This window comes from Streptomyces sp. OfavH-34-F, assembly GCF_022347745.1.
Classification (GTDB): domain Bacteria; phylum Actinomycetota; class Actinomycetes; order Streptomycetales; family Streptomycetaceae; genus Streptomyces.
The window spans coordinates 1-19,894 of sequence record NZ_JAKRGC010000058.1; the positions used below are offsets into that span (position 1 = coordinate 1).

The window sequence follows — 19,894 nt, forward strand, 5'->3', positions numbered from 1 at the left end:
GGCCACGGCAGGGCGGCGCCGTACGCGTTGGCGGGGTCGGCGGCGGCCAGCACCAGGGCGCGGGGGTCCGCGCCGGGCTCCGTGCGGTCGCGGGCGGTGGAGACCGCGCGGAGGCGGTCCACCGCGCCGTCCATCGCGAACTGCGCCGCCCCCAGCCCCTCCACCACGTAGCCCCGGCGCGCCTGGCCGTTGTCCTCGAAGGCGGACAGCACCCGGTACGCCGCGGAGAAGCCGCCCTCGACGCCCTCCGCCTGGACCGCGCCCCGCGTCACCACCCCGTGCCGGTCCAGCAGGGTGCGGGCCAGGGCGTGGGCGCGGTGCGTGGGCTCGGGTTCGAGGGGCGGCAGCAGGGACCAGCGGCCCGAGACCGTGGGCGGCCCGGTGCGGGAAGCGGGGCGGGCGGCGGCGGTGAGGGTGCCGTACCGGCCGCGCGGGACGTTCCGCCGGGCGCGGTGCGCGGTGGATCCCGCCGTCCGGCCGGAGCCCAGGAGGGAGCGCAGCGGGGCCAGGGTGTCGTTGGTCAGCCGGCCCGACCAGGCGAGGTCCCACACGGCGTCGGCGAGCTGCGGATCGGTGCAGTCGGGGTGCGTGGTGGCGCGGACCTGGTCGGCGATCTGACGGAAGAAGAGGCCGTAGCCGCCGCCGAGCGCGGTCAGCACGGACTCGTGCAGGGCGCTCAGCTCCAGCGGGCGGGGCGGGGGCAGGAGCAGCGGCGCGCTGTCGGCGAGGTAGAGGGACAGCCAGCCGTCCTTGCCGGGGAGCGCCCCGGCACCGGCCCAGACGACCTCCCCCGTGGTCGTCAGCTCGTCCAGGAGCGCGGGCGTGTAGCCGGTGACGCGGCCGGGCAGGACGAGCCGCTCCAGCGCGGAGGCGGGGACGGGGGCGCCCTGCAGCTGCTCGATGGCGCGGGCCAGTCCGTCGAGGCCGCGCAGGCCGCTGCCACCCAGGTGCTGCCACTGGGGCAGGAACCCGGCCAGGGCGGCGGGCGGGACCGGCTCCAGCTCATGACGCAGGGCGGCCAGCGAACGGCGTCGCAACCGCCGCAGCACCGTGGCGTCGCACCACTCCTGGCCGATGCCCGCCGGATGGAACTCGCCCTGCACGATCCGGCCGGAGGCCGCGAGCCGCTGGAGCGCCCCGTCGGTGACCGCCGTGCCGAGACCGAAGCGCGCGGCCGCCGCGGTCGAGGTGAACGGGCCGTGCGTACGGGCGTGGCGGGCGAGGAGGTCGCCGAGGGGGTCCTTCACCGGTTCGGTGAACGCCTCGGGGACGCCGACCGGGAGGGCCGTGCCCAGGGCGTCGCGCAGCCGGCCCGCGTCCTCGATCGCCGCCCAGTGGGCCTCGCCGGCGATCCGGACCCGGATGGCGCGGCGGGCGGACTCCAGCTCCCGCGCCCACTCCGTGCGGCCCCCGCGCTCGGCCAGCTCCGCGTCGGTGAGCGGGCCCAGGACGCGCAGCAGGTCGGCGACGCCCTCGGAGTCCTTGACGCGGCGGTCGTCCGCCAGCCACTGCAGCTCCCGCTCCAGCTCGGTCAGGACGTCGGCGTCGAGCAGTTCCCGCAGCTCGGCCCTGCCCAGCAGCTCGGCCAGCAGCCGGGAGTCCAGGGAGAGCGCGGCGGCGCGCCGCTCGGCCAGGGGCGAGTCGCCCTCGTACAGGAACTGCGCGACGTAGCCGAACAGGAGCGAGCGGGCGAACGGGGAGGGCTCCGGGGTGGTCACCTCGACGAGGCGGATGCGCCGGGCCTCCAGATCGCCCATGACCTCCGCGAGCCCCGGTACGTCGAACACGTCCTGGAGGCACTCGCGGACCGCTTCGAGAACGATGGGGAAGGAACCGAACTCGGAGGCGACCTGGAGGAGCTGTGCGGCCCGCTGGCGCTGCTGCCAGAGCGGGGTGCGCTTGCCGGGGCTGCGGCGGGGCAGCAGCAGCGCCCTGGCGGCGCACTCCCGGAACCGGGAGGCGAACAGGGCGGAGCCGCCGACCTGGTCGGTGACGATCTGCTCGATCTCGCCCCGGTCGAAGGCCACGTCGGCCGCGCCCACCGGGGGCTGGTCGCTGTCGAAGGCGGTGTGGGCCGGGGCGGGCGGGGCCGCGCCGGCCGCGTCCTGGGACGGGTCCTGCGCCGGGTCGAAGTCGAGGAGGTCCAGGCCCATCATGTCGGCGTCCGGCAGCCGCAGCACGATGCCGTCGTCGGCGTGCATGACCTGCGCGTCCATCCCGTAGCGCTCGGCGAGGCGGGCGCTGAGGGCCAGGGCCCACGGGGCGTGCACCTGCGCGCCAAACGGGGAGTGCACCACGACGCGCCAGTCGCCCAGCTCGTCCCGGAAGCGTTCGACGAGGATCGTCCGGTCGTCCGGCACGTGGCCGCAGGCCCGGCGCTGCTCGTCGAGGTAGGCCAGCACGTTGTCCACGGCCCAGGTGTCGAGCCCGGCGGACAGCAGGCGGGCGCGGGCGTCCTGGTCGGAGAGCCCGCCCAGCTCGCGGAGGAAGGCGCCCAGGGCGCGGCCCAGCTCCAGCGGCCGTCCGAGCTGGTCGCCCTTCCAGAACGGCAGCCGCCCGGGGACGCCGGGCGCGGGGGAGACGAGCACCCGGTCACGGGTGATGTCCTCGATCCGCCAGGAGGTCGTGCCCAGCGTGAAGACGTCGCCGACGCGGGACTCGTAGACCATCTCCTCGTCCAGCTCGCCGACCCGGCCGCCGCCCTTCTTGGGGTCCGCGCCGGCGAGGAAGACGCCGAACAGGCCGCGGTCGGGGATCGTCCCGCCCGAGGTCACGGCGAGCCGCTGGGCACCGGGCCGGCCCGTGACCGTACGGGCGACCCGGTCCCACACGACGCGGGGGCGCAGTTCGGCGAAGGCGTCGGACGGATAGCGGCCCGCCAGCATGTCGAGGACCGCCGTGAACGCCGACTCGGGGAGCGAGGCGAACGGGGCGGCCCGGCGCACCACCGCCAGCAGGTCGTCCGCCTGCCAGCTGTCCAGCGCGACCATCGCCACCAGTTGCTGGGCCAGCACGTCCAGCGGGTTGGAGGGGATGCGCAGCGCCTCGATGGAGCCCGTCCGCATCCGCTCGGTGACCACGGCCGCCTGCACGAGATCGCCGCGGTACTTGGGGAAGACGACGCCCGTGGAGACCGCGCCGACCTGATGGCCGGCCCGGCCGACCCGCTGGAGCCCGGAAGCGACGGAGGGCGGCGACTCGACCTGGATCACCAGATCGACCGCGCCCATGTCGATGCCCAGCTCCAGGCTGGAGGTGGCGACCACGGCGGGCAGCCGGCCCGCCTTGAGGTCCTCCTCGACCTGCGCGCGCTGCTCCTTGGAGACCGATCCGTGGTGGGCGCGGGCGAGCAGGGCGGGAGCGCCCTTGGCCGCGCCGGACTCCGCCATGATCTCGGCGGGGGAGTGGGCCTCCGGCATGGTCTCGCCGGTGGCCCTCTCGTACGCGATCTCGTTGAGCCGGTTGCACAGGCGCTCCGCGAGACGGCGCGAATTGGCGAACACGATCGTCGAGCGGTGCTCCTGGACCAGATCGGCGATCCGCTCCTCCACATGCGGCCAGATCGACGGCTTCTCGGCCTGGGCCCCGGACTCCGGGTCGGTGGCCGGAGACCCTCCCAGCTCCCCCAGGTCCTCCACGGGGACGACCACCGACAGGTCGAACCGCTTGCTGGACGGCGGCTGGACGATCTCCACCTTGCGCCGGGGCGAGAGGAAACGCGCCACCTCGTCCACCGGGCGGACCGTGGCCGACAGGCCGATGCGCCGGGCCGGCCGGGGCAGCAGCTCGTCCAGGCGCTCCAGCGACACGGCGAGATGGGCACCGCGCTTGGTGCCCGCCACCGCGTGCACCTCGTCCAGGATGATCGTCTCGATGCCGGAGAGCGCCTCGCGCGCCGAGGACGTCAGCATCAGGAACAGCGACTCGGGCGTCGTGATCAGGATGTCCGGCGGGCGGGTCGCCATGGAGCGGCGCTCGGCGGCCGGGGTGTCACCGGACCGGATGCCCACCCGCACCTCCGGCTCGGGAAGCCCCTGGCGCACGGACTCCTGCCGGATGCCGGTCAAGGGCGAGCGGAGATTGCGCTCCACGTCCACCGCGAGGGCCTTGAGCGGCGACACGTACAGCACGCGGCAGCGCTTCTTCGCCTCGGCCGGCGGCGGGACGGCCGCCAGCCGGTCCAGCGCGGCCAGGAACGCGGCCAGCGTCTTGCCCGACCCGGTCGGCGCGACGACCAGCACGTCCGATCCCTCGCCGATCGCCCGCCAGGCGCCCTCCTGCGCGGCGGTCGGCGCGCTGAAGGCCCCCGTGAACCAGCTGCGGGTCGCGGGGGAGAAGGAATCGAGAGCGGAGCCGGTCATGCCCCCATCGTGCACCCCGCCACTGACAACGGCCGTGACCACCGCCGGACGGGCCGTCGCACGCGCGGTCGCGGTGCCCCGCGAGCTGGGACAATCCCAGCATGACGGGAGCACGGCAACCGGGGGAGTGGGCGCGGCACTGGAGCTGTGCGGCGCTGCCCGACCTCGATCTGCTGCGCGCCCGCTACATCCGCCACACCTTTCCGCGCCACAGCCACGAGGGCCATGTCCTCGCCGTGGTCACTCACGGCGTCGAGGACATCGGCCTGCCCGGCGGCACCCTGCACGCCGGCCCCGGCACCGTCGTCATGATCAACCCGGAGGTGCCGCACACCGCCCGCGCCGGGGCGCCCGAGGGCTGGGTGTACGCCACGCTCTACCCGTCCGCGCGGGCGATCGACGCCATCGCCGCCGACACCACGAAGCTGCGCGGCACCGTCGCCTTCACCGAGACCGGGGTGGCCGATCCGTACGCGGCCCGGCTGATCGGGGAGGTGCACCGGGCGGCCGAGGAGGGCAACGCGCTGGCCGCCGACAGTGTGCTCCGGATCGCCGTCACCCGGCTGCTCACCCGGTACGGCAGCGCCCCTGCCGCCTCGGCACCGCGCGCGGCGGGGGCGCGTGACGCGGCGCGCGCCCGGGCCCTGCTGGAGTCGCGGATGGCCGACCCGCCGACCCTGGAGGCGCTGGCCACCGAACTGGGCACGAGCCCCTTCGCCCTGCTGCGCGCGTTCAAGAAGCAGTACGGCATGCCCCCGCACACCTGGCTCACCGACGCCCGAGTCCGGCGGGCCCGCCGGATGCTCGACGCGGGCACCGCCCCCGCCGTCGCGGCGGCGGAGGTCGGCTTCACCGACCAGCCGCACCTCAACCGCCACTTCACCCGGATCGTGGGTGTACCACCCGGCGCGTACCAGCGCGAACGTGCAAGAACGTACAAGACCGGTCCGGAGCGATCCCGGTAGCGTGCCGGACGTGGCAGAACAGACAGCACCCCTTCGCACCGACGGCGCACCGGCCGGGGGCAGCAGCCTCGCCGCCGGGGCCAAGCCGGACGCGGCCGTCGTACGCGACGCGCTCGGCGTCGGCATAGCCGTCGGCCTCTCCGGCTTCGCCTTCGGCGTCACCTCGGCCGGCTCCGGCCTGAGCCTGCTCCAGACCTGCGCGCTCAGCCTGCTCGTGTTCACCGGGGCCTCCCAGTTCGCCCTGGTCGGCGCGCTCTCCGCCGGAGGCAACCCGTACACCGCGGCGGCCGGGGCCTTCTTCCTCGGCGTACGCAACGCCTTCTACGGCCTGCGCCTCTCCCAGCTGCTCGCTCTGCCGCGTCCCCTGCGTCCGCTCGCGGCCCAGTGGGTCATCGACGAGACGACCGCCGTGACGCTGCCCCAGCCCACCCGGAGGGCCGCGCGGATCGGTTTCACCGTCACCGGGCTCACCCTCTACGTGCTGTGGAACCTGACCACCCTGGTGGGTGCCCTGGGGGCCGAGGCCCTCGGCGACACCGACGCCTGGGGGCTCGACGCGGCGAGCCCGGCCGTCTTCCTGGCGCTGCTCGCCCCGATGCTGAAGTCCACGACGGAACGCGTGACCGCCGGGCTCGCCGTCCTGCTCGCCCTGGGCCTGCTGCCGGTGCTGCCGGCCGGGGTGCCCGTGCTGCTGTCGGCGCTCGCCGCGCCCGTCGTCCTCTTCCTGACGGGACGTGTGAAGGGCGGCGGCGCGGGGAAGGGCGCGGCTACGGCCGGGACGGAGGGCGGCCGGTGAACGTCTGGATCGCCATCGCCCTGACCTTCGCCGGCTGCTACCTCGCCAAACTCCTCGGACTCCTGGTCCCGGCGGGAGCCCTGGAGCGCCCGCTCGTGCAGCGCCTCGCCGCCCTGCTGCCCGTGGCCCTGCTGGCCGCCCTCACCGCCCAGCAGACTTTCGGCGACGGACAGCAGCTCACCCTGGACGCCAGGGGCGCGGGACTGGCGGCGGCCGCGCTCGCCCTCGTCCTGCGCGCCCCCTTCCTCGTGGTCGTGGGCGCGGCCGTGGCCGTCACCGCAGGAGTGCGCGCGCTGGGATGAACCCCCGCGCTGGGATGAGCCCTCAGTCCAGGGCGCGGCCGTGGGCCCGCAGGGTCTCCAGCGCCCGGAGGGTCACCAGGGGCCGCCCCTCCAGCGCTGTGCCGGGGGCCCATTGCCGCCAGGTGACGGGCCAGCCGCCGTCCGCCTCCTGCGCGGCGGCGAGATGATCGAGCGCGCGTTCCATCTCGACGTCGGAGAACCACCGCCGGGCGAGCGATTCGGGAGTACGGGCGTAGTCGTACGGGAAGTGCTGCTCGCCCGGCGCGTACCCGGGGGCCACCGGGTACTCCGCGCGCCGCTCCGGATCGAGCACCACCAGGCGCTGGTCGCGGACCAGCCGCCCCAGCCGTTCGGCGGCGGCCTCGGCCCGCGGCCGGTCCGGCACCCCGTCGAGGAAGGCGACCGCCGCCTCGATCTCGTACGGGTGCGAGACGTCCAGGGCGTCCACGGCCGACCAGCAGAAGTCGGTCGCCCGGAAGAGCCAGGCGTGCCACACGGCGTTGCGGTGCAGCAGGCCGACGACGGGGCCGGTGGCCAGCAGTTCGGGCGGTGGTTCGTCGATGATCGGGATGAAGGGGGCCGCCGGGTAGCCGCGCTGGGAGGGCAGCAGCGCGGGCAGGGCGCCCTCCTTGGTCGACACCTCGGTCAGGTACCGGCAGATCCGCTCCACCCGCAGACCGTTGCAGCGGCCGATGGAGTCGAGGACGCTGAGCGCGTGGGCGGTGTGCAGCGGCTGACTGACGGGGCCGCGCAGATCGGGTTCGAGCGCGTGGCCGTAGCCGCCGTCCTCGTTGGCGTACGCGCCGAGGGCCGTCTCCACGGGGTCCGCGCCTCCCCCGAGGTAGTGGTGGGCGAACCGCCGCTGTTCGAGGACGCGGGCCGTGAGCCAGACGAACTGCTCGGCGCGGGCGAGGGGACTTGTTCCAGTTGCAGCCATGGGACCGACCGTAGGGCGCGGGCGTCCCGGGCAGGGCCGGGGCGGCCCGGCTGCACTCTCAGGGGCGGGATACTGAGGGCATGCGGTTGACGATTTTCTGGGAACGGATGGCGGACCACTTCGGCGCGGCCTACGCGGACTCCTTCGCACGCGACCACGTGATGGCCGAACTGGGCGGGCGCACCGTCCACCAGGCGCTGGCCGCCGGCTGGGAGGCGAAGGACGTCTGGCGCGCGGTCTGCACCGCGATGGACGTTCCCGCCGACAAGCGCTGACGTCCCTCGGGGCGCGGGACGGCCCGTCACCCACATAGGCGAGACTTGCTCCGTGGCCCCCACAGACGAGACCGATCAGATCCAGCCGCCCCGTACCCCGCCGGCACCACCCGCCCCGCCGTCCGGCGCCGGACCCGCCCGCATGCCGTCCTGGCTGCCGCGCGCCATGGTCCTCGCCCTCGCGCTCTACGCCTGTTTCCGGCTCGGCAGCTGGGCCTTCGACCAGCTCATCGGCCTGCTGATCAACGTACTGATCGCCTTCTTCCTGGCGCTCGCCATCGAGCCCGCCGTGAGCCGGATGTCGGCCCGGGGCATGCGCCGGGGGCTTGCGACCTTCCTGGTCTTCCTCGTGGTGCTGATCGGCGCGGCCGGTTTCGTCTTCCTGCTCGGCTCGATGCTCGCCGGGCAGATCGTGGACATGGTCGAGGACTTCCCGAAGTACCTCGACTCGGTGATCAACTGGGTCAACCAGACCTTCCACACGGAGCTCTCCCGCGTCGAGGTCCAGGACAGCTTGCTGCACTCCGACTGGCTGCAGAAGTACGTCCAGAACAGCGCGACCGGCGTCCTCGACGTGTCGGCGACGGTCCTCGGGGGCCTGTTCCGGCTGCTGACGATCTTCCTGTTCTCGTTCTACTTCGCGGCCGACGGGCCCCGGCTGCGCCGGGGGCTGTGCTCGGTGCTGCCGCCGGCCCGCCAGGCCGAGGTGCTGCGGGCGTGGGAGATCGCGGTCGACAAGACGGGCGGCTACCTGTACTCGCGCGGCCTGATGGCGCTGATCTCCGGGATCGCGCACTACATCCTGCTGGCCGCTCTCGGGGTGCCCTACGCCCCGGCGCTCGCGGTCTGGGTCGGGCTGGTCTCCCAGTTCATCCCCACGATCGGCACGTACCTCGCGGGTGCCCTGCCGATGCTGATCGCCTTCACCGTCGACCCCTGGTACGCGCTCTGGGTGCTGGGCTTCGTCGTGGTGTATCAACAGTTCGAGAACTACATGCTCCAGCCCAAGCTCACCGCGCGGACGGTGGACATCCACCCCGCCGTGGCCTTCGGCTCGGTCATCGCGGGCACGGCGCTGATGGGCGCCGTGGGCGCGCTGATCGCCATCCCGGCCGTGGCCACGCTGCAGGCGTTCCTCGGCGCGTATGTGAAGCGGTACGACGTGACGGACGACCCGCGTGTCCACGGCGGCCGTCCCGGCGTGCGCGGGGAACCGCTGTGGACGCGGCTGCGGCGGATGCGGGCGGCCCTCGCGGGCGAGAACGGCACGGAGCCGGGGCAGGGCCCGGGGGCGGACGGGGCGCCGGACGACGATGCGCCGGAGGGTTCGCAGCGGCCGGACGGGCCTGCGGAGCCGCGCGGCTGAGCGGCCGTACCGGGGCCGCCGGAGCGGTCCGGGCGGGGGCGCGGGCCGCCCGGGGCGGGGCGGCGTGGTGCGCTTGACACTAAAATCGAACATCCATTCTCATGGGATTCCGGCCGGGTTTTCCCGGACCCCGGCCGCCGAGTTGTCCACAGGCGGGGAGGACGTCGAGGCCCATTGTCAGTGGCAGGGGTTAGCGTCTTTGACGTGAAGCGATCGACACAAGCAAATCGGGTGGAACCCATGGCAGGAACCGACCGCGAGAAGGCGCTGGACGCCGCACTCGCACAGATTGAACGGCAATTCGGCAAGGGCGCGGTGATGCGCCTGGGCGAGCGGCCGAACGAGCCCATCGAGGTGATTCCCACCGGGTCCACCGCGCTCGACGTCGCGCTCGGCGTCGGCGGCCTGCCGCGCGGCCGCGTGGTGGAGGTGTACGGACCGGAGTCCTCCGGTAAGACGACGCTGACGCTGCACGCCGTGGCGAACGCGCAGAAGCTCGGCGGCTCGGTGGCCTTCATCGACGCGGAGCACGCCCTCGACCCCGAGTACGCGAAGAAGCTCGGCGTCGACATCGACAACCTCATCCTGTCCCAGCCGGACAACGGTGAGCAGGCCCTCGAGATCGTGGACATGCTGGTCCGCTCGGGCGCCCTCGACCTGATCGTCATCGACTCCGTCGCGGCCCTGGTGCCGCGCGCGGAGATCGAGGGCGAGATGGGCGACTCGCACGTGGGTCTCCAGGCCCGTCTGATGAGCCAGGCGCTCCGGAAGATCACCAGCGCGCTCAACCAGTCCAAGACCACCGCGATCTTCATCAACCAGCTCCGCGAGAAGATCGGTGTGATGTTCGGCTCGCCGGAGACCACCACCGGTGGCCGCGCGCTCAAGTTCTACGCCTCGGTCCGCCTCGACATCCGCCGGATCGAGACGCTCAAGGACGGCACCGACGCGGTCGGCAACCGCACCCGCGTCAAGATCGTGAAGAACAAGGTCGCGCCGCCCTTCAAGCAGGCCGAGTTCGACATCCTCTACGGCCAGGGCATCAGCCGTGAGGGCGGCCTCATCGATATGGGCGTGGAGCACGGCTTCGTCCGCAAGGCCGGCGCCTGGTACACGTACGAGGGCGACCAGCTCGGCCAGGGCAAGGAGAACGCGCGCAACTTCCTCAAGGACAACCCCGACCTCGCCAACGAGATCGAGAAGAAGATCCTGGTGAAGCTGGGCGTCGGGGTCCGGCCCGAGGACGCGGCCGAGGCCGGTGCGGAACCGGCGGCTCCGGCGGAGAGCGCGGCGAAGCCGACGACGGCCGCGAGCAAGACCAAGCCGGCCAAGGCGGCCGCCGCCAAGAGCTGACCCCGTGACGCGTCGTACGGAATGGCCGGAGCACACCGCGGGCCCCGGCCCGGCCTCCGCCTCCGGTGAGGGAACGGGACGCCGTTCCCGCTCCCGGCCCAGTGACAGCGGTTCCCCCTCCTCGTCGAGGGCCGAGAAGGGGGAACCGCGCGATCCGGTCGAGCAGGCACGCAACATCTGCCTGCGCCTGCTCACCGGCACCCCGCGCACCCGGAAACAGCTCGCGGACGCCCTGCGCAAGCGGGACATCCCGGACGAGGCGGCCGAGGAAGTGCTGTCCCGGTTCGAGGACGTCGGGCTGATCGACGACGCCGCCTTCGCCGACGCCTGGGTGGAGTCCCGTCACCACGGGCGCGGGCTCGCCCGCCGCGCTCTGGTGCGTGAGCTGCGGACCAAGGGGGTGGCCTCCTCGGTGATCGACGAAGCGGTGGGGCAGCTCGACCCGGAGCAGGAGGAGCAGACCGCGCGGGAGCTCGTCGCCCGCAAGCTCCGGTCCACACGGGGGTTGGACCGGGACAAGCGGCTGCGCCGCCTCGCGGGCATGCTCGCCCGCAAGGGGTACGGCGAGGGCATGGCCCTGCGCGTGGTGCGCCGGGCGCTGGAGGAGGAGGGGGAGGACACCGACGGGCTGGACGAGCCGTTCTGACCCGCCGGGGGGGGGGCGACCGGACGGCCGCGCGAGGGGGACGGCCGCGCGACGGGGACGGTCCGGGGCGGCGGAGACGGCCGCGCGAGGGTGGGGCGGTCGGGGGAGTGTCGGCTACTGGCCGGCGCGGGCCGCGCGCGCGATCGTGGCGTCGATCAGCGCGAGGGCGTCCGCCGCCGTGCGTCCGGGGTAGCGGTTCCAGGGGCCGATCAGCCCGGTCCAGCCCCGCGAGCGCAACTCGGCGATCATCCAGGCGCCCGCCCGGTCCACCGTCTCCGCAGAGCCGTAACCCAGCCGGTGCGCGGTGAGCATGGCGCCGCAGACGCAGCGCGCGCCCCGGACGTCGCGCAGCCGGTACGGCGTGTTCTGCCAGCCCCACGCGGTCAGGATCTCGCGGGCATGGGCGAGATGGACGGACGGCGGCACGTCGGGCCGCCCGATGCGCCGCCACGCGTGGAGCCGGTCGGGCAGCATCGCGCCGATGCGACCGGGCAGCGGACGCTCGCGCGGGGCCGCTGCGGGCAGCGCGCGGACCGCGTCGGCGACGAGCCGGTCCACGGGCACGGAGAGCAGGGCGCGCCAGTCGGCCGGAGCAGGGGCAGGGGCCACGGTCGGATCGGGGGCGGTCCGGTCCCAGCCGGTGACGATCTGCTGCCAGGCGTCCGTGTCGTGCAGGCGCGCGGCCTGGGCGTCGAGGGCGTCGGGGGTGAGGGCAGTGGTGGTCGGCATCGGTGCGTGCTCCCCGTCGTAGCGGCGATGGGGCGCCCTGACGGCGCCCCGGCGTTCCGGCGGTTGGTTCCCTAGAGGCCGTGCGAGAGGCCCGCGCCCGCCGTGAGGCGAATGTCCGTCGAGGGGCCGGAGCGCGCCCCCGGAGCGATGCCATACGGGTGTGTCGCGGCGCATTCCGGTCGAAGCGACGCCCACGGGCCGCGGGGCGGCGGGCGTAGGGGGGACAACCCCCGTATCGAGACGCCGGAACGCTCCAGTGCACAGATATCTGTGCACAGAGCAGTGTGTGACGCATGCCAGAGAAGCCCGGTGGAACCGAGATCACGGAGCTGGCCGCCCTCAAGGCGCTCGCCCAGCCCCGACGCCAGCAGATCCTCCAGCACCTCACCCTGCACGGCCCCGCGACCTCCGCGATCCTGGCCCGCGCCCTGGGCCTGAACACCGGAGCGACCAGCTACCACCTGCGCGAACTGGCCCGCTACGGCTTCGTCGCCGACACCGAACCGCAGGAGCGCGAGCAGGAGCAGGGGCCCTCCGTGCGGCGGGAGCGGTGGTGGCGGGTCGTGCCGGGGGACCGCCGCTTCCCGCCGCCGTCCCGGCGCACGCCCGAACAGCGCCTCGTCATGGACGAGCTGAACCGCACCGCGTACGCCGCCGACCTCGCCCTCTTCGAACGCCTCCAGCGCGAGAGCGCCGAAGCCGCCCGGAACCCGGCCGAGGCGGACGAGTGGGCCGACGCCTTCGCGTACTCGCGAGGCGCCCTCAGCCTCACGCCTCCCGAACTCCGCGCGTTCTTCGAGGAGTACATCGCCCTCATGAACCGCTACCGGCGCCCCGGAGCCGAATCGGCGCCGGGCGCCCGGACGGTCCACACCCGCCTGCTCGCCTTCCCGGACCCCGGCCCCCGGACCCCCGCCCGGACCGACCACACAGAGACGGACGCCTCATGACACTGCTGCGCTATGCCCTGCGCACGATCCGGCACCGCACGGCGGGATTCCTCGGCGCGTTACTCGCCCTCATGTGCGCGGCCGCCCTCGTCACCGCCTGCGGCACCCTGCTGGAGACCGGACTGAGCGGACGGATCGCCACCGAGCGGTACGCGGCCGCCCCGCTGATCGTCTCCGCCGACCAGAACGTCCACCGCACCACCGTCAAGCACAAGGGAAACGGCAAGACGAAGATCAAGCACAAGGCGAAGCCCGTCGCCGAACGCGCCTGGCTGCCCGCCGCCACCGCCGGCCGGCTGCGCACCGTGCCGGGCGTCCGCGCCGTCGTCCCCGAACTCACCTTCCTCGCCCAGCCGCTCGGCCTCCCCGGCCACGCCCCGGACCGCGAAGTCCCCTTCTACGGGCACGCCTGGTCGTCGGCACCGCTGACGCCCTTCGCCCTGACCGCCGGCCGCGCCCCCGCCTCCCCCGGTGACGTGGTGATCGACCGGGCGCTCGCCGCACGGGCCGGCCTCGCGCCGGGGGACCGGATCACCGTGCAGTCCACCCGCGCTCCGCGCACGTACCGGATCAGCGGCATCGCCGCGCCCAGCGGCACCGGCGACCTCGGGCAGCAGCGCTCCCTGTTCTTCTCCGGCGCGGAGGCCGCCCGCCTCGCCGACCGTCCCGACCGGGTCACCGCCATCGGCGTCCTGCCCGAGTCCGGCACGGACCTCGACGCCCTGAAGCAGCGCGTCACGGCCGCGCTCAAGGGCACCACCGCGCAGGTGGCGACGGGTGACGGACGCGGACCGGTCGAGTTCCTGGACGCCTCGGGGGCCCGGGTCAAGCTCATCTCGATGGGCGGGGCGATGGGCGGCACCTCGCTGCTGGTCGCGGTGCTCGTCGTCGTCGGGACGTTCGCCCTCTCCGTCCAGCAGCGCCACCGCGAGCTGGCCCTGCTCCGGACCATCGCCGCCACCTCGCGGCAGGTCCGCAGGCTCCTCGGCCGGGAAGCCCTGGTCGTCGGGGCCTTCGCAGGGGTCCTGGGAGCATTCGCCGGACTGCCGCTCGCCGCCTGGCTGCACGGCCGGTTCACCGGCATGGGAGTGATCCCGCCGACGCTGGAACGTACGGCCGGGGTCCTCCCCGCCCTGGCCGCCGTCGCGGTCACCCTGCTCGGTGCCTGGGCCGCCGCCCGGATCTCCGGCCGCCGGATCGCCGGCCTGCGTCCGGCCGAGGCCATGGCCGAGTCCGCGGTCGAGCGCGGCCGCCCGGCCCGGGGACGCCTCCTCGTGGGGCTGCTCCTGCTCGCCGGCGGCGGTGCGCTGGTCGGCGTCCTGAGCGTGCTGCGCACCGAGGCCGCGTCGACCCCCGTCACCTTCCTGGCCGTGGTGGTGCTGGCCACGGCGGTCTCGCTCCTGGGCCCGGTCCTCGTCCGGGCCGCCGCCTTCCCGCTCTCCGCAGTGCTCCGGCGGACGGGCCCCATGAGCACCCTGGCCACCGCCAACATCAGGGGGAACTCCACCCGGATGGCCTCCGTCGTCACCCCCCTCACCCTGCTCATCGGCATGACCTGCACGGTGCTCTTCCTCCAGCCGACCGTCGACGCCGCCGCACGCGCCCAGGCCCAGGAGGGCACCCGCGCCACCTGGGTGCTCGGCGCCCAGGGACCGGGCGTCCCCTCGGCGGCCGCGCGGGCGGTCCGCGCGACGCCCGGCGTCACGGCCGCCACGGAGGTCGTACGCACCACCGTGCGCGTCGGGCTGGCGAAGTACACCGCGCAGGGCGTCACCGGGGCCGGCCTCACCCGTACCTGGAACCCGGACGTGACCAGCGGCTCCCTCGCCGCGTTCGCCGCGGACGAGCGGTCCGCCGCGATCAGCGAACTCGCCGCCGACCGCCTCGGACTGCGCCCCGGCAGCCGCCTCTCCCTGCACCTGGGCGACGGCACCCCGGCCTCCCTCACCGTCGCGGCCGTCTACCGGCGCGGCCTCGGCTTCGGGGATCTCACCCTGCCGCACGACCTGGTCGCCCGGCACATGGACAACCCGCTGGCCGCGACGGTGCTGGTGGCCGGAACGGCCTCCGCCGGACAGCTGACCGCCGCCGTGAAGAAGTTCCCCGGGGTCACGGTCGCCGCCCCGGCCGTCGCCGAACAGCTCCAGGCCGACCGCCGGCAGGAGAACGCCGAGGTCAACCTGCTCGCCATGGGCCTGGTCCTCGCCTTCACCGCCATCGCCGTCGTCAACACGCTCGCCATGTCCGTCGCCGAGCGGTACCGCGAGTTCGCGCTGCTGCGGCTCGCCGGTGCCACCCGCCGACAGGTGCTGCGGATGCTCCGTACCGAAACCCTGGCGGTGCTGCTCCTCGCCACCGTGCTCGGCACCGGCATCGCGCTCGCCGTGCTGACCGCGTTCAGCATCGGGATGACGGGCGGCGCCGCGCCCGGCTTCCTGCCGCTGGTGTACGGGGGCGTGGTGGCCGGGGCCGCCCTGACGGCCCTCGTCGCGACGGCGCTGCCGGGCCGGTTCGCCCTGCGCACCCGGCCGGTGGAGGTCGCGGGCGGCCGGTGAGCGACGGCCGGTGACCGGGGGGCGGCTCCCACGAGCCGCCCCCCGGTCACCTCACCCGCGTACCGGCAGGCCGGCCGCGCGCCACGCCTGGAAGCCGCCCACCAGATCCGTCGCCCGGTGCAGGCCGAGCCGGTGCAGGGAGTCGGCGGCCAGGCTCGACGCGTACCCCTCGTCGCAGATCAGCACCACCCGCAGATCGTGGTCCACCGCTTCGGGGATTCGGTGGCTTCCCCGCGGGTCCAGCCGCCACTCCAGCTCGTTGCGCTCGATGACCAGAGCGCCCGGAATCAGCCCGTCCCGCGCCCTCAGCTCCGCGTAACGGATGTCCACCAGCAGGGCACCGGCACGGGACGCCGCCCACGCTTCCCGCGGCTCCAGCCGTACGTAACCGGCCCTGACCCGCTCCAGCAGCTCGTCGATCCCGAGCGGCCCGCCGCTCACCGCCAGTCCTCCGGGCCCTCGGTCTGCTCCAGGCGGAGCAGCGCGCCGTCGCGGCTGTAGCGCCGGATGCGCGGCAACGGCGGGTAGTACGCGTGGACGGAGACGGCGTGCTCCGTGGCGGACTCGTTCAGCACCTCGTGGACGTGGTGGCGGCCGAAGGCCCGGCCCCGCCCCGCCGGCAGTTCCCGGGTGCGGTCGATGCCGGCGGTCAGCTCCAGGGTCCTCCAGCCCTCGGTGGGCAGCCGGGCCGCGAGGGAGTGTTCCCGGAGCGTGCCCGCTGCGGTGAGGAAGGCGCCCACCGAGTCGGCGTGGTCGTGCCAGCCGGTGCCGGTGCCGGGCGGCCAGCCGATCAGCCAGGCCTCGCTGCCGCCCGGACCGTCCAGCCGGAGCCAGGTCCGGCCCCCGGGATCGAGGGGCAGCGAGGCGACGAGTGCGGTGTCCCCGGCGACGCGGCGGACGAAGTCGAGCAGGTGCGCCGCGGTCGGGGCCGGGGCGGAGGTGCGCATGGGCACGGGAACAACGGGGAACGAAGAGGCAGACACGGTGACCGTCCTGGAAGTACGCGCGGATGCCCCGCCGCACGGCACAGCGCACGGCGCGGGCAGGTGAAGGCGTTTCAGCAGGACGGACGACACACGCAGCCCGCATAGCGGAGCAGGTCCATATGGACCCTCCGCCACAGGCGCACGTCGGTGCCGTTCATGATCGGGAGTAGACCATGCGCACCGCACCCGGTCAATTGACGTCCGCGGTCCGGTCGTCGCGCACCGAGCCACGCGCCGCGCCGCCGCGCACCGCGTCCGCCGCCGCGAACAGCTCGGCCGGCCGCACCCCGCCGAACGCCTCGGCGAGGTGGCCGTCCGGCCGGACCAGCAGCACCGAGTGCGCGGAGGCCCCGGGGTAGCTCTCGGCCACCAGCAGTTCGGCCGGCACCGGCAGCGCCTCGACGGCCTCCGCCAGCCGGGGCATCACTCCGGCGCGCATCCAGTGACGGCGGTCCCACACACCGGTGCCCGGCGCCACGAGCACCACCAGCAACTGCCCCCGCCCCAGCCGTTCGCGCAGTCGCACAGCGGTGCCGTCGGGCGCCATCACCCGTACGTCGGCCACCGGCGCACCGGGGGGCGTACCGACCGAGGTGTGCGCCTCGGCGCGCGGGGGCGCAAGGGGGGACAGGGCGTAGGAGGGGGGCGCACCGAGGGGGCCGCAGCCCAGATGTCCGTCCATGAGCAGCGTGTCGTGCCCCCGTGCGCTCCCCGGTACGAGGGTCCGCAGGCCCCCGCCGCCGCGCAGTATCGGCAGCGACTGATCGGCGGCGCGCAGCCGGGAGGCCACGGCGGCCCGCCGTTCGGCCTGGTAGCTGTCGAGGAGGGCGTCGGACGCGCCGTGGTGCCAGGCGAGGGCCAGCTTCCAGGCCAGGTTCTCCGCGTCGCGCAGCCCCTCGTCCACGCCCTGGGTGCCCAGGGCGCCCAGCAGGTGGGCGGCGTCCCCGGCGAGGAAGGCCCGCTGCACGCGCCAGCGCCGGGCGAGCCGGTGGTGGAGCGTGTACACGCCGGTGTCCAGCAGCTCGTACGGGGGCGTCTCGCCGCACCAGCCGGCCAGGGTGTCGCGGACCCGGGTGACCAGGGCGTCCGGCGTGACCAGTTCGCCGCGCGCGGGCAGCAGCCAGTCCAGCCGCCACACGTCGTCCGGCAGGGGCCTGGCGGTAACCTCGGCGCCGCCCGTACGCCAGGGCGGCGACCGGTGCAGGACAGCCTCGCCGGGCCGGGGCAGCTCGGCGCGCAGCGCGGCCACGGCGTGCCGTTCCACCGCCGTACGGCCGGGAAACCTGATGTCGAGGAGTTTGCGCACGGTGGACCGGGCGCCGTCGCAGCCGACGAGGTAGCTGCCGCGCCACCACGTCGCCCCGGGCTCCCTGGTGTGCACGGTGATCCCGGCCGGGTCCTGCTCCAGGGTGTCGACGCGGCTCGGTCCCGCCGTGCGGACCAGCTCCTGGGCGGCCACCGCGTCCCGCAGCCCTCGGACCAGCGCGTGCTGCGGGACGTGGACGGGGGCGGCGGGCGCGCCGACACCGGGGTCCGGGTCCTCGCCGAGGGCCAGCTCGCGCACCAGCTGCTTGCGCCGCACGGACCGCCAGCCGGTCCAGCGCAGCCCCTCGTCGCCGAGCGTCTTGCAGCCGAGGCGTTCCAGGAAGGCGGCGGTGTCCTCGCGCAGGACGACCGTGCGGGCGGGGCGGGTCTCGTCCTTGGCCGGGTCCTCGTCCAGCAGGACGGACGGCACGCCCTGAGCGGCGAGGGCGAGGGAGAGGGCCAGGCCGACGGGCCCGGCGCCGACGACGATCACCGGGTCCACGGCGCGTCCCCCGTCGGAAGTGCGGTGAAACCGAACATGCCGGTGCGACGGAACGGAAGGTGCGCGGGGGTCGAAGGGGGTGCGGCGGCGTAGGGGACTCGGTGCGCGATCACAGAACGTATGCAACCTACTGCCGGTGTCCGCGTCAAGCGACGCCGGAACGCGGCGAGGGGCGGTGGCGGATGCGCCACCGCCCCTCGTGGGCTCATTCCGATGGGCCGTCAGCCGGCGCTCTCGTCACTCATCTTGAGCGCCGGCGCACCGGCCGTTTCCAGATCGCCCCCCGGTCCGTTGGTCACGACGGCGCCCGTGCTCTTCTTCCCGCGCCGCAGCCACCGCTCCAGCCAGCTCGCGAAGGACGTCAGCGCGAAGTTCAGCGCGAGGTAGATCAGCGCGATGATCGTGAAGCACGCGATGGTGTTCGACCCGAAGTTCGCGGACATCGGCCGGACGGAGGCCAGCAGCTCCGGGTAGCTGAGGACGGCGCCGCCGAGTGCGGTGTCCTTCACGATCACCACGAGCTGGCTCACGATGGCCGGCAGCATGGCGGTGACTGCCTGCGGCAGCAGCACGAAGACCATCGTCTGCCCCTTGCGCATGCCGATCGCCTTGGCCGCGTCGGTCTGCCCGCGGGGGAGCGTCAGGATGCCGGCCCGCACGATCTCGGCGAGCACCGAAGCGTTGTAGAGCACCAGACCCGTCACCACGGCGTACAGCAGACGGGTGTCGGGGTCGAAGTCGGCGTACTCGGAGTACACGGCGTTGGCGATGATCATCAGGAGCAGGACGGGGATGGCGCGGAAGAACTCCACGACCGCACCCCCCGGCATGCGCACCCAGCGGTGGTCCGAGAGCCGCCCGATCCCGAAGAGCGCGCCCAGCGGCAGGGCGATGAGCAGCGAGTAGAACGCCGCCTTGATCGTGTTCTGGAAGCCCGGCCAGATGTACGTCTCCCAGGCCTGGGTGTTGACGAAGAACGGCTTCCACTTGACCCAGTCGAGCTGGTTCTTCTCGGCGAGGCCGTCGTACACCCACCACACCACCGCGGCGGCGGCGAGCACGAAGAGGACGGTGTACAGGATGTTGCGCCGCTTGGCGCGCGGGCCCTGTGCGTCGTAGAGGACGGAACTCATCGCTTCACCGCCACCTTCTTGGCCACCCAGCCGAGGATGAGACCGGTCGGAAGGGTCAGGACGATGAAGCCGAGGGCGAAGATGCCCGAGATCAGCAGCAACTGGGCCTCGTTCTCGACCATTTCCTTCATCACATACGAGGCTTCCGCGACCCCGATCGCCGCTGCGACGGTGGTGTTCTTCGTCAGTGCGATGAGCACGTTGGACAGCGGGTTGACCACCGACCGGAACGCCTGCGGGAGCACGATCAGCCGCAGCACCTGGGTGAAGCTGAGCCCGAGCGCCCGGGCCGCCTCCGCCTGGCCCACCGGGACCGTGTTGATGCCCGAACGCAGGGCCTCGCATACGAATGAGGCGGTGTAGACAGTGAAGGCGAGCACCGCGAGGCGGAAGTTGATGACCTTGAAGTCGCCCTCGCCCCCGAGCGTGATCTGCAGGGTCTGGAAGAGGCCCAGCGAGGCGAAGACGATGATCACGGTCAGCGGAATGTTCCGGATCACGTTCACGTAGGCGGTCGCGAAACCGCGCATCAGGGGGACCGGGCTGACCCTCATGCCGGCCAGCAGCGTTCCCCATATGAGGGAGCCGAGGGCGGAGATCACGGTGAGCTTCACCGTGATCCAGAAGGCCCCCAGCAGGTCATAACCATCAAGAAAGTCGAACACGATCTCCCGTGCTTCCACGTGTAGGAGGGCGCGGCGCGCCGCCGGTCAGCGGCGGCGCGCCCGGTCAG

The 19,894-nt window shown here is 74.0% G+C and carries 18 protein-coding genes; 9 read left to right on the forward strand and 9 right to left on the reverse strand.

The features are described from left to right. The coding region (locus MHW47_RS12120) for a DEAD/DEAH box helicase (protein ID WP_239222809.1) at positions 1–4,361 on the reverse strand (4,361 nt) is incomplete at its 3' end. Between the two features lie 101 nt (positions 4,362–4,462). On the opposite strand from MHW47_RS12120, the gene MHW47_RS12125 reads away from it, so the two are divergent. From MHW47_RS12125 to MHW47_RS12135, 3 genes are read left to right on the forward strand one after another with little or no spacing between them, the layout of a single operon-like run. Continuing rightward, entirely contained in the window at positions 4,463–5,326 is an 864-nt protein-coding gene (locus tag MHW47_RS12125) for an AraC family transcriptional regulator (protein WP_239222811.1), read from the forward strand. 10 nt (positions 5,327–5,336) lie between these two features. Then, entirely contained in the window at positions 5,337–6,122 is a 786-nt protein-coding gene (locus MHW47_RS12130; RefSeq protein ID WP_239222813.1) for an AzlC family ABC transporter permease, read from the forward strand. Continuing rightward, positions 6,119–6,424, forward strand: a complete 306-nt coding sequence (locus MHW47_RS12135) for an AzlD domain-containing protein (RefSeq protein ID WP_239222815.1) — start codon at positions 6,119–6,121, stop codon at positions 6,422–6,424. The genes MHW47_RS12130 and MHW47_RS12135 overlap by 4 nt, the downstream gene beginning before the upstream one ends. A 22-nt stretch (positions 6,425–6,446) precedes the next feature. Here the strand turns inward: MHW47_RS12135 and MHW47_RS12140 are convergent, their stop codons facing one another. After that, on the reverse strand, positions 6,447–7,361 hold the full coding sequence (locus MHW47_RS12140) for a hypothetical protein (RefSeq protein WP_239222817.1): 915 nt from the start codon (positions 7,359–7,361) through the stop codon (positions 6,447–6,449). An 80-nt stretch (positions 7,362–7,441) separates the two neighbouring features. Here MHW47_RS12140 and MHW47_RS12145 point away from each other — a divergent pair, with 80 nt between their 5' ends. The 4 genes from MHW47_RS12145 (at position 7,442) to recX (ending at position 11,001) form a co-directional block, all read left to right on the forward strand. Continuing rightward, the gene (locus MHW47_RS12145; protein ID WP_239222818.1) at positions 7,442–7,636 is read left to right on the forward strand and encodes a DUF3046 domain-containing protein; all 195 of its coding nucleotides are present in this window, start codon (positions 7,442–7,444) and stop codon (positions 7,634–7,636) included. Between the two features lie 142 nt (positions 7,637–7,778). Then, positions 7,779–9,002: an AI-2E family transporter gene (locus tag MHW47_RS12150; protein ID WP_239222840.1), complete on the forward strand. Its 1,224-nt coding sequence runs from the start codon at positions 7,779–7,781 to the stop codon at positions 9,000–9,002. Positions 9,003–9,242: 240 nt separating this feature from the next. After that, positions 9,243–10,355 carry a recombinase RecA gene (recA, locus tag MHW47_RS12155; protein WP_239222820.1) on the forward strand — a complete coding sequence of 371 codons (1,113 nt, stop codon included), beginning with the start codon at positions 9,243–9,245 and terminating at the stop codon, positions 10,353–10,355. A 4-nt stretch (positions 10,356–10,359) separates the two neighbouring features. Beyond that, entirely contained in the window at positions 10,360–11,001 is a 642-nt protein-coding gene (gene recX / locus MHW47_RS12160) for a recombination regulator RecX (protein ID WP_239222822.1), read from the forward strand. 114 nt (positions 11,002–11,115) lie between these two features. Here the strand turns inward: recX and MHW47_RS12165 are convergent, their stop codons facing one another. Next, entirely contained in the window at positions 11,116–11,730 is a 615-nt protein-coding gene (locus MHW47_RS12165; RefSeq protein ID WP_239222824.1) for a hypothetical protein, read from the reverse strand. A 293-nt stretch (positions 11,731–12,023) separates the two neighbouring features. Between MHW47_RS12165 and MHW47_RS12170 the strand changes: the two genes are divergently transcribed. Together MHW47_RS12170 and MHW47_RS12175 are read left to right on the forward strand one after the other, a co-directional pair. After that, a complete protein-coding gene (locus MHW47_RS12170) occupies positions 12,024–12,680 on the forward strand; it encodes a helix-turn-helix transcriptional regulator (protein WP_239222825.1) in 657 nt (218 codons plus the stop codon). Then, entirely contained in the window at positions 12,677–15,235 is a 2,559-nt protein-coding gene (locus MHW47_RS12175) for an FtsX-like permease family protein (RefSeq protein WP_239222826.1), read from the forward strand. The genes MHW47_RS12170 and MHW47_RS12175 overlap by 4 nt, the downstream gene beginning before the upstream one ends. Positions 15,236–15,286: 51 nt before the next feature. On the opposite strand, the gene MHW47_RS12180 is transcribed toward MHW47_RS12175, so the two are convergent. The 6 genes from MHW47_RS12180 to MHW47_RS12200 all read right to left on the reverse strand — a co-directional run bounded on the left by MHW47_RS12180 (position 15,287) and on the right by MHW47_RS12200 (position 19,826). Then, positions 15,287–15,676, reverse strand: coding sequence for a rhodanese-like domain-containing protein (locus tag MHW47_RS12180; protein ID WP_239222827.1), 390 nt, complete (start codon positions 15,674–15,676; stop codon positions 15,287–15,289). Then, a complete protein-coding gene (locus MHW47_RS12185; protein ID WP_239222842.1) occupies positions 15,673–16,182 on the reverse strand; it encodes a cysteine dioxygenase in 510 nt (169 codons plus the stop codon). Before MHW47_RS12185 ends, MHW47_RS12180 begins: the two co-directional genes overlap by 4 nt. A gap of 110 nt (positions 16,183–16,292) precedes the next feature. After that, the gene (locus tag MHW47_RS36100; protein WP_356744198.1) at positions 16,293–16,379 is read right to left on the reverse strand and encodes a putative leader peptide; all 87 of its coding nucleotides are present in this window, start codon (positions 16,377–16,379) and stop codon (positions 16,293–16,295) included. Between the two features lie 32 nt (positions 16,380–16,411). After that, positions 16,412–18,028 (reverse strand): FAD-dependent monooxygenase, encoded by a 1,617-nt coding sequence (locus MHW47_RS12190; RefSeq protein WP_239222828.1) that lies wholly within the window; start codon positions 18,026–18,028, stop codon positions 16,412–16,414. Between the two features lie 221 nt (positions 18,029–18,249). Then, positions 18,250–19,161: an amino acid ABC transporter permease gene (locus MHW47_RS12195; protein WP_239222829.1), complete on the reverse strand. Its 912-nt coding sequence runs from the start codon at positions 19,159–19,161 to the stop codon at positions 18,250–18,252. Then, positions 19,158–19,826, reverse strand: coding sequence for an amino acid ABC transporter permease (locus MHW47_RS12200; protein WP_239222844.1), 669 nt, complete (start codon positions 19,824–19,826; stop codon positions 19,158–19,160). Before MHW47_RS12200 ends, MHW47_RS12195 begins: the two co-directional genes overlap by 4 nt. Positions 19,827–19,894 lie beyond the last annotated feature (68 nt).